17 protein-coding genes are annotated in these 14,743 nt (G+C 37.8%); 6 read left to right on the top strand and 11 right to left on the bottom strand.

Features of this window, described 5'->3' with window-relative positions; translation table 11 throughout:
• The 5 genes from A1D25_RS11280 to A1D25_RS07240 form a co-directional block, all read right to left on the bottom strand.
• Nucleotides 1-68: IS1/IS1595 family N-terminal zinc-binding domain-containing protein (locus A1D25_RS11280; RefSeq protein WP_420825111.1), on the bottom strand; the 68-nt coding region annotated here is incomplete at its 3' end.
• A 139-nt stretch (nt 69-207) separates the two neighbouring features.
• A complete protein-coding gene (locus tag A1D25_RS07255; RefSeq protein ID WP_157395031.1) occupies nt 208-504 on the bottom strand; it encodes a YciI family protein in 297 nt (98 codons plus the stop codon).
• Nucleotides 505-531: 27 nt separating this feature from the next.
• Complete coding sequence (gene yciA / locus A1D25_RS07250) at nt 532-978, bottom strand: acyl-CoA thioester hydrolase YciA (protein ID WP_157395030.1); 447 nt, start codon at nt 976-978, stop codon at nt 532-534.
• A complete protein-coding gene (locus A1D25_RS07245; protein ID WP_157395029.1) occupies nt 968-1,516 on the bottom strand; it encodes a septation protein A in 549 nt (182 codons plus the stop codon). Before A1D25_RS07245 ends, yciA begins: the two co-directional genes overlap by 11 nt.
• Before the next feature lie 20 nt (nt 1,517-1,536).
• Nucleotides 1,537-2,283 carry a hypothetical protein gene (locus A1D25_RS07240; RefSeq protein ID WP_157395028.1) on the bottom strand — a complete coding sequence of 249 codons (747 nt, stop codon included), beginning with the start codon at nt 2,281-2,283 and terminating at the stop codon, nt 1,537-1,539.
• A 123-nt stretch (nt 2,284-2,406) separates the two neighbouring features.
• On the opposite strand from A1D25_RS07240, the gene yfbV reads away from it, so the two are divergent.
• The 4 genes from yfbV to A1D25_RS07220 all read left to right on the top strand — a co-directional run bounded on the left by yfbV (nt 2,407) and on the right by A1D25_RS07220 (nt 5,987).
• The gene (yfbV, locus tag A1D25_RS07235; protein WP_157395027.1) at nt 2,407-2,841 is read left to right on the top strand and encodes a terminus macrodomain insulation protein YfbV; all 435 of its coding nucleotides are present in this window, start codon (nt 2,407-2,409) and stop codon (nt 2,839-2,841) included.
• Between the two features lie 291 nt (nt 2,842-3,132).
• Nucleotides 3,133-3,858, top strand: a complete 726-nt coding sequence (gene cmoA / locus A1D25_RS07230; RefSeq protein ID WP_157395026.1) for a carboxy-S-adenosyl-L-methionine synthase CmoA — start codon at nt 3,133-3,135, stop codon at nt 3,856-3,858.
• 161 nt (nt 3,859-4,019) lie between these two features.
• Nucleotides 4,020-4,241 (top strand): YejL family protein, encoded by a 222-nt coding sequence (locus tag A1D25_RS07225; RefSeq protein WP_157395025.1) that lies wholly within the window; start codon nt 4,020-4,022, stop codon nt 4,239-4,241.
• A 12-nt stretch (nt 4,242-4,253) separates the two neighbouring features.
• On the top strand, nt 4,254-5,987 hold the full coding sequence (locus A1D25_RS07220; RefSeq protein WP_157395024.1) for a DUF3413 domain-containing protein: 1,734 nt from the start codon (nt 4,254-4,256) through the stop codon (nt 5,985-5,987).
• A 148-nt stretch (nt 5,988-6,135) separates the two neighbouring features.
• Here A1D25_RS07220 and A1D25_RS07215 read toward each other — a convergent pair whose 3' ends face one another.
• The 5 genes from A1D25_RS07215 to A1D25_RS07195 all read right to left on the bottom strand — a co-directional run bounded on the left by A1D25_RS07215 (nt 6,136) and on the right by A1D25_RS07195 (nt 11,531).
• Nucleotides 6,136-6,897 carry a Zn-ribbon-containing protein gene (locus tag A1D25_RS07215; RefSeq protein WP_157395023.1) on the bottom strand — a complete coding sequence of 254 codons (762 nt, stop codon included), beginning with the start codon at nt 6,895-6,897 and terminating at the stop codon, nt 6,136-6,138.
• Nucleotides 6,898-6,905: 8 nt separating this feature from the next.
• Entirely contained in the window at nt 6,906-7,805 is a 900-nt protein-coding gene (locus tag A1D25_RS07210; RefSeq protein ID WP_157395022.1) for a cation diffusion facilitator family transporter, read from the bottom strand.
• A gap of 3 nt (nt 7,806-7,808) precedes the next feature.
• Nucleotides 7,809-8,339 carry an ABC transporter ATPase gene (locus tag A1D25_RS07205; RefSeq protein ID WP_157395021.1) on the bottom strand — a complete coding sequence of 177 codons (531 nt, stop codon included), beginning with the start codon at nt 8,337-8,339 and terminating at the stop codon, nt 7,809-7,811.
• Nucleotides 8,340-9,113 carry a peroxide stress protein YaaA gene (gene yaaA, locus A1D25_RS07200; protein ID WP_157395020.1) on the bottom strand — a complete coding sequence of 258 codons (774 nt, stop codon included), beginning with the start codon at nt 9,111-9,113 and terminating at the stop codon, nt 8,340-8,342.
• 144 nt (nt 9,114-9,257) lie between these two features.
• Nucleotides 9,258-11,531, bottom strand: coding sequence for an NADP-dependent malic enzyme (locus A1D25_RS07195; RefSeq protein ID WP_157395019.1), 2,274 nt, complete (start codon nt 11,529-11,531; stop codon nt 9,258-9,260).
• A 408-nt stretch (nt 11,532-11,939) separates the two neighbouring features.
• On the opposite strand from A1D25_RS07195, the gene A1D25_RS07190 reads away from it, so the two are divergent.
• The gene (locus tag A1D25_RS07190) at nt 11,940-13,661 is read left to right on the top strand and encodes an acetolactate synthase 3 large subunit (RefSeq protein WP_157395018.1); all 1,722 of its coding nucleotides are present in this window, start codon (nt 11,940-11,942) and stop codon (nt 13,659-13,661) included.
• A complete protein-coding gene (ilvN, locus tag A1D25_RS07185; RefSeq protein ID WP_157395017.1) occupies nt 13,654-14,145 on the top strand; it encodes an acetolactate synthase small subunit in 492 nt (163 codons plus the stop codon). The genes A1D25_RS07190 and ilvN overlap by 8 nt, the downstream gene beginning before the upstream one ends.
• Before the next feature lie 115 nt (nt 14,146-14,260).
• Here the strand turns inward: ilvN and A1D25_RS07180 are convergent, their stop codons facing one another.
• Nucleotides 14,261-14,452: a hypothetical protein gene (locus tag A1D25_RS07180; RefSeq protein WP_157395016.1), complete on the bottom strand. Its 192-nt coding sequence runs from the start codon at nt 14,450-14,452 to the stop codon at nt 14,261-14,263.
• Nucleotides 14,453-14,743 lie beyond the last annotated feature (291 nt).

The following is a 14,743-nucleotide window of genomic DNA, read 5'->3' as shown; positions in this document are numbered from 1 at the left end:
GTAAATGTTTTATTACAGGAGGGACATTTATAGCGTTGAATATTATTTTTCAATCCGTGTTTATGGATAACAGTATTTTGGGCAGTAAGGGCAATTTTTTGTTCATTTTCAAAAATGTGGGTTAAAGACTTGTAGTATAAGGCTTAACTACACTTTTTTCCCACATTTTTGTCCATTACACCAAAAAACTTGGTAGTTACTTTTTACTTAAAACACTTTCTTAAACGGTTTTACAATCACTTCACCGTAAACACCCGCTTCAACATAAGGATCTTCACTTGCCCACTGTTTTGCTTGTTCTAAAGAACTAAACTCCGCAATAACTGTTGAGCCAGTAAAACCTGCATCGCCTGGGTTTTCATCGTCAATCGCAGGATTTGGGCCAGCAGTTAAAAGGCGGTCTTCCGCTTGCAGTTGTTTTAAACGAGCGAGATGTTTTTCTCTCACCGCTAAACGTTTCTCAAGGGTATTTGGAATATCTTGTGCAAAAATAACGTAATACATTGAATGCTCCTTCTATGTTAAATAGGTTTATTGTGTTTCCAATTTAGCTAACACTTCATCTAATTCAGGATTATCTTCTCTTGGAATTGGTCTTGGCTTACCATTCTTATCAATCGCCACAAAGGTAAACAGTGCCTCTGTTACGCAATAGCGATCACGGCCACCATCGGCAACTTTTTTGATCCACACTTCTACTTTAACTTGCATTGATGTGCGACCAACTTTGACACATTTTCCGTAGCAACAAACCACATCACCCACAGCAACAGGGCGGATAAAACTCATACTATCCACAGAGACAGTTACCACACGCCCACGAGCCAACTCTTTAGCTAAAATTGCACCGCCCATATCCATTTGCGACATTATCCAACCACCAAAAATATCGCCATTCGCATTAGTGTCTGATGGCATTGCTAACGTGCGTAAAATTAACGTCCCTTCAGGTTGGCGTATTTCCTGTTTAGTTTCCATTTGATTCCTCTTGTTGTTTTAAATGCGGATAAAGATAAAACCCTGTGCCGATAACAGCAATTAAACTTAGCCCTGTTAAGCCAAAGACTTTAAAGTTTGTCCAAACATCATCAGAGAAAAATTCGCTGATTACAATATTGATGATCATACAAACAATAAAGAACACCGCCCAGCCTAAATTCAGTTTCTCCCAAACATTATTTGGCAATTTTAACTCTTTGCCTAATAGCATTTGAACCAACGGTTTTTTAAAGCCAAATTGGCTAACAAGTAATACCGCCGCAAATAGACCATTGACTAAGGTTACTTTCCATTTTAAAAAGGCAAGATCGTTAAAATAAGCGGTCAGTAAACCAAAAAATACGACCGAAACACCTAAAATCCATTGAGATTTTTCGATTTTTTTATAAAGCACTTTAAGTGCAACCAATTGAGCCACTGTGGCGACCACTAAGACTAACGCAGCCTCTTGCACCCCATAGGTTTTATAGACAACAAAAAAGAGTATTAAAGGAATAAATTCTAAAAGTTGTTTCATTATATCTCCCCAGTTTTATATTATCTTTGTGGCAATGTGCGAAAAATTTGATAAAAACGGAAACTAAAAATCACAAAAAAGAGATTAAGCACCGCACTCACGAAGTGAGAAATAATTACGCCTAAACTGCCAGCAATACCTGAAAATAAAGAGCCTAATGCACTTGGAATAAAATAGCTTAAAATACAGAACAAGAAGATAATCAGCATTTTGCCACGACTTAATTGCCAAGTATGTTTAATGGTTTGAGTTACACTTAATTGTGGTTCTTCAATTAAATACGCATACACAACCAAGCATAATTTAATAAAGATAAATAACCCTGCAATCATTAAAGGTAAAATCATAATCGCCATATTACCTGCTTGAGCCGCTGTTCCACCAAAGGCAATCGCAACGGATAAAGGCATTACCATCAATAGACTTAACACAATAACCGCAGGTAATTTTTGCAAAGTTGTACCAATATTTTGGAAGAAATGTTGATATTCTCCTTTGCTGATCGATTTAATATTTAAAATCAGCAACACATTCACAAAAACACTGATAATCCCTGAAATAATGGTGGGATATAATTGTGCAGAAATCACTTTCTGCATAGCTTGTGATGATTGCAATTCTTGCTCAGAAAGTTGAACGGGAGGCATAAAATAAAAACTCGCCAACTGTAACACCACTAACAGCCCCACCCCAAATAGCGTAAAATTAAGTTGATTACGCATAAAATTCCAACTATCTTGCAATAAACCTAGAAAGTTAATCGGCATTAAGAAATCCTTAAAATGAAGTAAAATTGCCCGAAGTATAGCAAGAGTTACTTGATTTCGCTATTGTAGATTTTACAAACTTAGCTAAAATAACTAAACAATTCATTTACTTATGGGGAATTTATGTATAACACATTCCAAGCGGGGCAAGATTATCTTAATACCTTCCCAAATCAGAAAAAACTAAATCTTTTTATGCCTGATTACCGTTTGATCCGCTTAGTAAAATTTGCCTCTAAAGTAATGCCTGCTTTTGCTTGTTTTGCGATTATTTGGCAATATTTTTTTGCTGATCCCGAGCAATCTATTACAGCAAATGCCACACTCACTGCCTTGTTTGCATTGAGCATTCCATTTCAAGGGTTATATTGGTTGGGCAGACGAGCAAAGTCCCCCCTTCCGCTCTCTTTGTTAGAATGGTATGAAACCCTTAGGCAAAAATTGATTAGCGAACAGCATAAAATTGCCGATCAAGCGGTGCCTTCCTACCAAGATTTTGCAAATTTACTGCAACTTGCCGAGAAAACGTGGGGGCAAAGTTATTTTGATGAGTTATAATAATTCACAACGATGTATCATTGTAGGGTGGGCTTTAGCCCACCACAGATTGATGACAAACCCTAATTTGTTGATTTAATGAGTGGACGCCAAGCGTGGCGTCTCTACACGAAAAAATAAAATTTTTATTTTTCAATTGGTTATAGTTTTTCTTTGTAGGGACGCCACGCTGGCGTCCGAATGAAAACACTTTGTAAATAATCTGTGGTGGGCTAAAGCCCACCCTACGACAAATACGTTTGCCCTTGCATTTATACATCCCTATTTTTACCCCTAACCCATTTTAATGCTATGACAAAAGATACGATTTTTTCTGCCCCAATTGAAAAGCTGGGCGATTTTACTTTCGATGCTGCAGTTGCAGAAGTTTTCCCAGATATGATCCAACGTTCTGTACCAGGCTACTCTAACATTATTACCGCTATCGGAATGTTAGCCTCTCGCTTTGTTACAGATAATTCCAATGTTTACGATTTAGGTTGCTCTCGTGGTGCAGGGATCCTATCTATTCGCCGTAATGTCCAAGCCCAAAATGTGAATATTATCGGTGTAGATAATTCTGAACCAATGGTTGAACGCTGTCGCCAGCATTTAGCCGCTTATCATTCTGATATTCCTGTTACTATTTTATGTGATGATATTCGCGAGATTGAGATCAAAAATGCCTCGATGGTGGTATTGAATTTTACATTGCAGTTTCTTCCCCCTGAAGATCGCCTTGTATTACTACGCAAAATCTATCAAGGATTAAACCCAAATGGCATACTAGTGCTTTCAGAAAAATTTACCTTTGAAGATGAAACAATCAACGAGCTATTGATTGATTTGCACCATACCTTCAAACGAGCAAACGGATATAGTGAGCTAGAAGTGAGCCAAAAAAGAACAGCTCTTGAAAATGTAATGCGAACAGATACCATTGCAACACACAAAAACCGCTTGCAACAAGCAGGTTTTTCTAAAACAGAATTATGGTTTCAATGCTTTAATTTCGGGTCTATGATTGCAATTAAGTAAACATAAGGAATAAAAGGGAAATCCCCTAATATAGGGTATGGATAACATAGAAACAAAAATCACCACCGCTATTTTTACTTAACCAGCCCCTTTAATTTTTGTTTCTATTTGTTTTCCGTTTTATGCTACCATACCGAAAATTTTTATTTATATAATCTCGTATGGCAACTCAATCTAAATACCAAGACAAACAACTTGATGAATTACTTAACGATCTAATCGTTACACTAGAAAAACATAAAGCTCCTGTTGATCTCTCACTAATGGCATTAGGCAATATGGTAACCAACATTCTTGTCAGTAATATTCAAAATCCGCAACAACAGCAAGCATTAGCCGATGCTTTTTGTTCCGCGTTAAAACAATCACTCAAGACAAAATAACACTTACCGCCTATGTTAGACCTGCTCCGACGTATCCTTCCGAAAAATTCTCGCCAGTACCGAGAAGAAACATCGCAACGAATTGCGTGGGGGCATTGGTTTGCACTCTTTAATATTGTCATTGCATTAGCCATTTCATCTCGCTACGCATTTAGTGCTGACTGGCCAAATACCCTATTTGGTAAGCTCTACTTTTTTATCAGCTTGTTTGGGCATTTCAGTTTTATTGTTTTTGCACTTTATTTACTACTGCTCTTCCCACTCAGTTTTCTTATTACAAATAGCCGAACATTTCGGGGGATCTCCGTCTGTGTAGCAACTATTGGAATGACGGTATTATTAGTTGATTCTGAAGTATTTAAACAGTTTTATTTACATCTATCACCTCTAGTATGGGATTTATTAGTTAATCCAGATGAAGGGGAGCTTAGTCGTCAATGGCAATTACTCTTTGTACCAATGCCAATTATTTTATTATTAGAATTACTCTACTCTCGCTGGTGTTGGAATAAATTACGCAGCTTTAATCGGCAAAAATGGGGAAAATACGTGGCACTATTTTTCCTAACTAATTTTATTGCTACTCACTTATTATATGCTTGGTCAGATATGGCGTTGTACCGCCCTGTTACTGCACAGAAAGCGAACTACCCGCTATCTTACCCAATGACAGCTCGTAGTTTTTTAGAAAAACACGGTTTGGTTAATCGGGCTAGTTTAGAACAAGAAATTGAAGAAAGCGGTCGGTTAGATACTTTTTTTCTCAATTATCCAAAAAGTCCATTACAATTTGCTAATAAAGTTAATAAAATCAATCTGTTATTTATTAACCTATCGGGCATAAGTAATGATGATATTACACCAACAAAAATGCCTTACCTAGCCCAAATCAGTCAGCAGGCAAGACGTTTTAGCCAGCATTACACCGCAGGAAGTACTGCTGCTGAAAGCACAGCAAGTCTTTTCTATGGATTAAGTGGACGTTATTTAGACGCTATTTTAAGTGAGAAAAAGCCATCAGTGTTAATCTCTCGTTTACAGCATTTAGATTATCAATTTGGTCTGTTCTCACACAATAGTTTTGCAGAGCCAATTTATCATCGAGCCTTATTTGCTAATTTTAATCTACCGAAAACGACAAGTAATTTAGATGCTATCAAACACTGGAAAACGTGGCTAGAACAACGAATCTCATCGCCATTTTTTAGCTATTTAGATTTACATTTGCCTCCAGCAAAAGATAAAGAACAGCAAACTAAATTATTAGATTGGCAGTTTGCAGATATTTGGCAAACTTTAGAAACCCAAGGGCTAACGAAAAGTACCTTGATTGTCATCACGTCTGATATAACAGACGCTGTTCATCACGAAAATAGTTTTGATCAACAGAAAATTAAAGTACCAATGATGCTCTACTGGCAAGAAGACAAAGGAAATTATATCGGTGCATCAAGTCATCTTGATATCGCACCTACATTATTAAGTCAATTTTTTGGTGTCAGTAGTCCTATTCCACAATATGCTCAGGGCATTGATCTCACTAAAGCTAATGAACGTAAATGGTTAATGGCATCTAACTACCGTTGGAATGTGGCAATTATGCCAAATGGAGAACAATATCATATTGATAAAAAAGGGGATTTTGTTCACTATAACGCCGATGGTGAAAAAGAACCTCATAGTCGACCACCACTTGCTCTCTTTTTACAATTGATTCAGCAAAGTAATCAGTTTGTTGAGAATTAATTTTCAAATAACATAACATCTAAAAACAAAACTACTTCATCAGAACTGGCTAGGCCAATGACAAACCCTAATTTGTTGTACTCAATAACGGTACGCCAGAGTGGTGTCCCTACACCAATTTAATTATTATTGGAAAATTGACATATTTCTATAACTCCCAACTCAAATTAGACACCAGTCGGCAGTTATCGCATTTAAAGTGAAAGATACTGTGTAACGGTTGAGTGAGTTTCCAAGATTGTTGGCAACTCGGACAAAGACGGTTATGTTCTAATTCCTCATCTCGCCCTAAACGGTAAAGATAATAATAAGTTGGTGTTTGGGTATGGTTCTCTAATTCGCTACATAATGCTCTACCCTGCTGGCTTAATTCGCTCTCTAAAGAGGAAATCTGTTCCAAACTTATTTTCTCTAATACCGAGCCATTCATTTGTAACTGATCGCAGGCTTGCCAATCTTCTTGCCACTTTATCACTTTTTCACTTAAATCAGTATCTCCAAGTTGATAAAGTGGGATTGGGCAAAAACCATCGCCACTGTAAATTGGTGAACAGGTATCTAAATGTGTGGTGTATAGAATCTGAAAAGAAGGCTTGTTCACACTTGTTTCTTCGGCATTATAATCTCGCCCGACTATTTCAAAAAATTCAAAGAAAACCCCCGCTTCTTCCGCTTGTAATAACGCCTCTTTTACCCATTGATTATTCCATTTAGGCATTAAACTCTCTTGTTCTGGTGTGGCAAGTCGCACTTGAAATTCAGAATGGGTATCGAGTTGATGATGTGTTACTCCCATTTCTCGCCCAATAACTTGTCCATTAAAACGCCATTGATTTAATATTTGGCTAATTAACGTAACGGGATCTTGCTCAAAATTTTGGTAACTAAAATGGGCGATAACTTGATACATATTTCACCTTATTCTGCGGTCATTTGACGTTCTTTTTGCACGATGGTAGTCGGCTCTTGATGAATAATAACTTCTGACATCGGGAAGGCATTCAGTAATTTTTGCTCTAAGCTATCAGTGATTTCGTGAGCGATCAACAGCGGTAAATTATCATCAAGCTCCAAGTGTAATTGAATAAAACGAACAGCACCTGCTCGGCGAGTTTTAACATCGTGAATACTAATAATGCGTGGGTGCTCAAGGGCGATTGTCCAAATACGATCGACTTCTTCCTGCGGCAGAGCTTGATCGAGCAGTGATTGCATCGCTTCCCACAACATTACACCTGCGTTATACAAAATATATAATGCAATCCCTATTGCAAAAATGGCATCGGCATAGATAAACCCATTTATATTTAACAACATAGCCAATAAAATTGCCGCATTCATATAAAGATCGGTTTGATAGTGTAATGAATCTGCCTGAATAGCTGGACTACTTGTCTCTTTTACGACTTTACGTTGATACAGCACGAGAATTGCGGTTAATGCAATTGAAATTAAACTTATCACTACACCTAATTCACTACTTTGAACAAATTGTGGCTCGGTTAAACGTTGGATTCCTTGTAATAAAAGAAATGCGGCTGACCCTGTAATAAATGCACTTTGTGCAAGTGCTGCAAGAGATTCTGCTTTACCGTGCCCAAAGGTATGATTATCGTCAGCAGGTTGCAACGCAAAGCGTAATACTAAAATATTCGTAATAGAGGCAAATAAATCCACAAGAGAATCGGTCATTGCCGCCAAGATCGCCATTGATCCTGTTTTCCACCACGCAAATGCCTTGATTAAGATTAAAATTGAGGCAACAACAATAGCTAAAGTCGCTGCTCGTTTTACCTGTTGTGCGTACTGTTGTTCCATTGTCTATTTACATTCCACTAACCAAGGTAATTTTGAAAACGCTATGGCTAATTCTGCTAGGTCTGCCTGCAAATTTTTAGCCGAAACTGCCCGCTTGTCTGAAAATTGCATTTGGCTAAAACCACATTGAGAATCACGTCCACGAGAAACTTCAAGTTGCTGATTTTGGAAACGTTCCGTTGGAGGATAAATCACTTCTGTGCGTAGCTCATCTTGTATAATCGTTAAATCTGCTCGTGTATTTACTTGATTTGCAAAACTTTTCTCGCGTAATGCTAAACGTTGTTGTAACGTTCTTTGTTGCGAATTTTTATCTAAAAAGAAAAGAAATCCTTTTTGCCAATCATCTGGATTTTTATTTGAATTTATTGGTAAATACAGTGATTGCTGCATTTCATCAAGCTGATTGTTTGTTACTTGTTGATATTCAACCCCTGCGAATATTACCCGATCAGGTAATGAAAAATGCTTATTCTGTAAGCTACAAGCAGAAAGACAAAGTGCCAAAACTGCTATTTTTAAATGGGTTTTCACTTACATTTCCTCTCGCTTAAAGACCAACTCATTTTCAGATGAAACTGTTTCATCAAACCAATATCCCCCTAAATTGAAGGCTTTGAGCTGTTCTACTTGAGTCGCTTGGGTTTGTAGTAAATAACGTACCATCATTCCCCTTGCTTTCTTCGCATAGAAACTGATGACTTTATATTTACCATTCTTTTCATCTAAAAAAACAGGTTTAACAATTCTCGCTTGTAATTTTTTAGGCTGTACTGCACCAAAATATTCATCAGAGGCAAGATTGATAAGCACATTATCGCCCTGATCATCAATCGCTTGTTGTAAATGATAAGTGATAACATCGCCCCAAAAATGATAGAGATCCTTACCTTTCGGATTAGCGAGTTTTGTCCCCATTTCTAAGCGATAGGGTTGCATCAAATCTAAAGGTTTAAGTAAGCCATATAATCCCGATAACATTCTTAAATGTGCTTGAGCATATTCTACTTCTACTTTTGTCAGCGTTTCTGCCTCTAACCCTGTATAAACATCGCCTTTAAAGGCAAATAACGCTGCTTTGGCATTATTTGGTGTATGTTCAAGCTGCCACTCGGCAAAACGTGCAACATTCAAACTGGCGAGTTTGTCGCTAATCGACATCAATGAGCCAACTTCCGCAGGGCTGAGTTGTTTACAAATATCAATAAGCTGTTGGCTATAAGCGGTGAGTTCTGGTTGAGAAAATGCAAATTGTTCAACTTGCGTTTCAAAATCAAGGGTTTTGGCTGGGGAAATGATGGCAAGCATAGGATTTTCCGTTGTTCTAAAAATAAGAATTATAGCAGAAAAGAGTGATAGAAAAAATTGCCAATAATTAAAAACGAACGGCCATTTAGAGGCTTGTAAATTTTTCACTCTAAACGACCGCTTTGTTGGATTATCTATTCAAGATTACTCTTGAGTTTGTGCTTTGACCGCTGCAAATGCCACCATATTGATAATACGGCGAACAGATGATTGTGGGTTAAGAATATGTGCAGATTTGTTCATACCCATTAAAATTGGTCCTACGGTAATTGCTGTTGTGGTTGCACGCAGTAAGTTATAACTGATACGAGCAGCTTCCACATTTGGCATTACTAATAAGTTGGCCGCACCTTTTAATGGACTGTCTGGCATATAATCACGACGTAATTTTTCAGAGAGAGCTAAATCACCGTGCATTTCGCCATCAATCATCAATTCAGGTTCACGTTGTTGAACTAATTCTAACACTTTACGCATTTTTGGTGCACCAAGTGCATTTGATGAGCCAAAGTTAGAGTGAGAAATAAGCGCAACAGCAGGCTCAATACCGAAACGTCTAATTTCTGCTGATGCCATAGTGGTTATTTCAGCAAGCTCTTCTGCTGTTGGATCAACATTGACATAGGTATCAGTCATAAAGACGTTACCTGTTGGAAGAACTAAGCTATTAAGTGCAGCTGGAACTTTCACGCCTGATTTCACACCAATAATATCTTTGATCGCTTCTAAATGGCGACTATAAGATCCGAATAGACCACAAACTAAACCATCAGCATAGCCCATTTCAACTAATAAAGACGCAATAACGGTGGTATTTGATGTTGTCACACGTTTTGCAATCGCTTCCGTAATACCACGACGTTTCATCAAATCGTAGTAACGTTTCCATAATAATTCGTGACGCTCATCTTGTTCATTATTAACGATCTCAAAATCTTTACCCGCAACTAGACGTAAACCTAATTTTTTAATGCGAGCTTCAATAATAGCTGGGCGACCAATAAGAATTGGGTAAGCTAAATCCATTGAAACGATTTCTTGCGTAGCGTGTAAAACTTTTACTTCTTCACCTTCTGCCAAGACAATACGTTTTTTATCTGCTTTAGCTTGGCTGAAAATTGGTTTCATAAATAGGTTTGTTTTATAAACAAACTGCGTGAGTTTTTCGATGTAGCTATCCCAATCTTGAATTGGTCGAGTGGCTACACCAGAATCCATTGCCGCTTTTGCTACCGCTGGTGCAATACGCACAATTAAGCGAGGGTCAAATGGGCGTGGAATAATGTAGTCTGCACCAAATTCTGTACCTTCACCACCATAAGCAGATGTAACAACATCATTTTGCTCTTCAAGGGCTAAATCAGCAATCGCATAAACTGCGGCACGTTTCATTTCTTCGTTGATTGTTGTCGCCCCTACGTCTAATGCTCCACGGAAAATGAATGGGAAACAAAGTACGTTATTAACTTGGTTTGGATAGTCAGAACGTCCTGTACAAACAATCGCATCAGGGCGAGCAGCTTTAGCTTCTGGTGGGGTGATTTCTGGATTTGGGTTAGCAAGTGCCAAAATCAGTGGGTGAGCAGCCATTGTACGCACCATATCTTGCGTTAATGTTCCAGCAGCAGAACAACCTAAGAAAATATCTGCATTTGGAATCGCATCAGCCAGTGTACGCCAGCCGTTATCTTCAATCGCATAGAATTTTTTGGTTTCATCCATACGATCATCACGATCTTTATAAATTACCCCTTTAGAATCGCAAACTACGATATTTTCACGTTTCATTCCTAATGAAAGTAATAAATTCAAGCACGCAATAGAGGCAGCCCCTGCACCTGATGCAACTAAACGGACGTTCTCAATTTTTTTATCAATAATGCGTAATGCGTTAATTACTGCTGCAGCACTGATAATTGCTGTACCGTGTTGGTCGTCGTGGAACACAGGAATGTTCATACGCTCACGCAATTTTTGCTCAATGTAAAAACATTCAGGTGCTTTAATATCTTCTAGGTTAATACCACCAAAAGTTGGCTCAAGTGATGCAATAATATCAACGAGTTTTTCAGGATCTTTTTCGTTGATTTCAATATCAAATACATCTACGCCAGCAAATTTTTTGAAAAGAACACCTTTCCCTTCCATTACAGGTTTGCCTGCTAATGCACCGATATTACCTAAACCTAATACCGCAGTACCATTTGAAATAACCGCAACCAAGTTCCCTTTTGCTGTGTATTTGTAAGCAGCAAGTGGATCTTTTTCAATTTCTAAACAAGGCTCTGCTACCCCTGGAGAGTAAGCAAGGGCGAGATCTCGCTGAGTTGCCAGTGATTTAGTTGGCGTGACTTCAATTTTCCCTGGAATAGGAAACTCGTGAAAATCAAGAGCTGCTTGACGTAATGAATTATCCATATTGTTATCCTCTCTATGAATGATGAAAGTAAAATTTATGTATCGGCAAGCCGTACAAGCGGTAACATTCTAACTGAAATTTGCAACTTTTTTTGTGACAAAGTTCTAATTTTTTTACACTTTATATAATCAATTTACCCATAAGTGTGAACAATCTCTCAAATTTTGAAAATTTATTTTAAAACTTTTATTTTATAAAATTTGGTTTTATTTACTTTAAATAGCAAATTTAATTTATTTTTCATTATAAAAATCTTATTTTTTGTTATTTTTGATATTTTATACTACAAAAACACTAAAACACTCCATTTTTAATACTAGACAATACCAAGATTTTCTAGCACAATCCGCATTATTCAGTTTGTAGCAAAATGTTGCTGTAATAAATTTTAGTCGTTGGAGGATTTAATGAAAAAACTTTCTGGTGCAGAAATGGTTGTACAATCCTTGCGTGATGAAGGCGTAGAATACGTTTTCGGTTACCCAGGTGGTTCAGTGCTTGATGTTTATGATGCGATTCATACTTTAGGTGGGATAAAACACGTACTTGTACGCCACGAGCAAGGTGCAGTACATATGGCGGACGGTTATGCCAGAGCAACAGGGAAAGTGGGTTGTGTACTTGTTACATCTGGACCTGGTGCAACGAATGCAATTACAGGGATCGCTACTGCATATTCAGATTCAATTCCATTAGTTGTATTTTCAGGACAAGTGCCATCAAGCTTAATCGGTTCAGACGCATTCCAAGAATGTGATATGGTCGGGATTTCTCGCCCTGTGGTAAAACATAGTTTCTTAGTAAAACGTGCGGAAGATATTCCTGAAATTATCAAAAAGGCGTTTTATATTGCTTCAACAGGTCGCCCAGGCCCTGTTGTGATTGATTTACCTAAAGATGTTGTAAATCCTGCAAATAAATTTAGCTATGAATATCCTAAAGAAGTTTCATTACGTTCATATAACCCAAATGTACAAGGGCATAAAGGGCAAATTAAGAAAGCCTTAAAAGCAGTATTAGTCGCTAAAAAACCCGTACTTTATGTCGGTGGTGGCGTTGTATTGGGAAATGCAAGCCAACAAGTGACTGAATTTGCTACAAAATTGAATTTGCCTGTAACAAGCTCATTGATGGGATTGGGTGCATTCCCAAGTACAAACAAACAGTTTTTAGGAATGTTAGGAATGCACGGTACTTATGAAGCCAATAATGCAATGCACGAAAGTGACTTGATTTTGGGTATCGGCGTGCGTTTTGATGATCGTACCACCAATAATTTAGCTAAATATTGCCCAAATGCTAAAGTCATTCATATTGATATCGATCCCGCATCAATTTCTAAAACTGTACCTGCGTATATTCCAATTGTAGGCAGTGCTGAGAATGTATTAGATGAATTTTTAGCATTGTTAAGTGAAGAAAATCTTGCAAAAAATCAAGCAGATCTTACCGCTTGGTGGCAACAAATTGATGGTTGGAAAGCTCGCCAATGTTTAAAATTTGAGAAAGGAACGGTAATTAAGCCACAAGAAGTTATTCAAGCAGTTTATAAAATCACAAATGGTGATGCTTATGTTGCATCAGATGTAGGGCAACACCAAATGTTTGCTGCTTTGCATTATCCATTTGATCTGCCGAGACGTTGGATCAATTCTGGTGGATTAGGCACTATGGGCTTTGGATTACCTGCTGCGATTGGGGTTAAATTTGCTTATCCTGATGCAACTGTTGTCTGCGTAACAGGTGATGGTAGTATTCAAATGAATATCCAAGAACTTTCAACCGCAAAACAGTATGATACGCCTGTGGTTATCATCAACTTAAATAACCGCTTCTTAGGAATGGTAAAACAGTGGCAGGATATTATTTATGCAGGTCGCCATTCGCAATCTTATATGAATTCATTACCTGACTTTGTAAAACTAGCAGAAGCCTACGGACACGTTGGTATTCAAATTACGAAACCAGAAGAATTAGAAGAAAAACTTCAACAAGCCTTTGCGATTAAAGATAAATTGGTCTTTGTCGATGTATTAGTTGATGAAACAGAACACGTTTACCCGATGCAAATTCGTGGTGAGTCAATGAAAGATATGATGCTTAGCAAAACGGAGAGAACAGATGCGTAGAACATTATCCGTATTATTAGAGAATGAATCAGGAGCTTTATCTCGTGTGGTTGGGCTTTTCTCTCAACGTGGTTTTAACATTGAAAGTTTAACCGTAGCACCAACAGATGATCCAAGCCTTTCTCGAATGACGATTGTGGCACAAGGCGATGAAAAAGTATTAGAGCAAATTGAAAAGCAATTACATAAGCTAATTGATATTTTCAAGGTGATCAATTTAAGCCATTGTGAACACGTTGAACGTGAAGTTTTGTTGCTTAAAGTGCGAGCTACTGGCAGTGCAAGAGATGAACTAAAAAGAATGGTGGATATTTTCCGCGGGCAAATCGTGGATATTACCCCAAAACAATATACTATTCAGTTGGCAGGGACGAGTGAAAAACTCAATGCGTTTATTGAAGCAGTGAAAGCAGAAACGACCATCATTGAAATTGTTCGCTCTGGTGTGATTAGCTTATCACGAGGCGAGAAGAACTGCTTATAAACTTGTTGTAAAATTAAGCGGTATGATTTGTGAATTATTTTGCAATCTGAATTGATCTGTAGAAGATCAAACCTAATCTGACAGTCTCCCATTTATAAGCAGAGAGTCTGTCAGATTAATTTGAGCTTAAATTCTTTTCAACCCCAATATGTTTTCCATCAAGTAGCGTCTCCATTTGGCGTTCTTCCACAGTACATTTCTCCTTGATACGTTCGATGATAGTTATACCGCCATTGAGCCAACAAACGAATATATCCGCAATAATGGCTTTTTCTCGACATCTCTCTGAGTGAACTTCGTAACGCAATGCGAGCAGACAGCACTGTTGCTGAAAACTGCTTTAAAAAATGCAAGACCAAATCGACAAAGCTAAAGATTACCACAGATGATCAAACCCGAACGCCTACGCAAATTACTGACACAAAGTATCCCCTACTTCGCCAATAACCCTGAGTAACTCCAGCTTTTTTACAGCAACGGCAAAATAGAAACCACAGGGGAAAATTCACTCAGTTACCAATTTAAAGATGAACTGTTGTTTGGTGTTTAGGTTGAAAAATGGGCAACATATACAGTTGCCCCAGACTGATGACAAACC

This window comes from Ursidibacter arcticus (assembly GCF_009761375.1).
GTDB classification, from domain to species: domain Bacteria; phylum Pseudomonadota; class Gammaproteobacteria; order Enterobacterales; family Pasteurellaceae; genus Ursidibacter; species Ursidibacter arcticus.
This window is presented reverse-complemented; position numbering and strand designations above follow the sequence as displayed.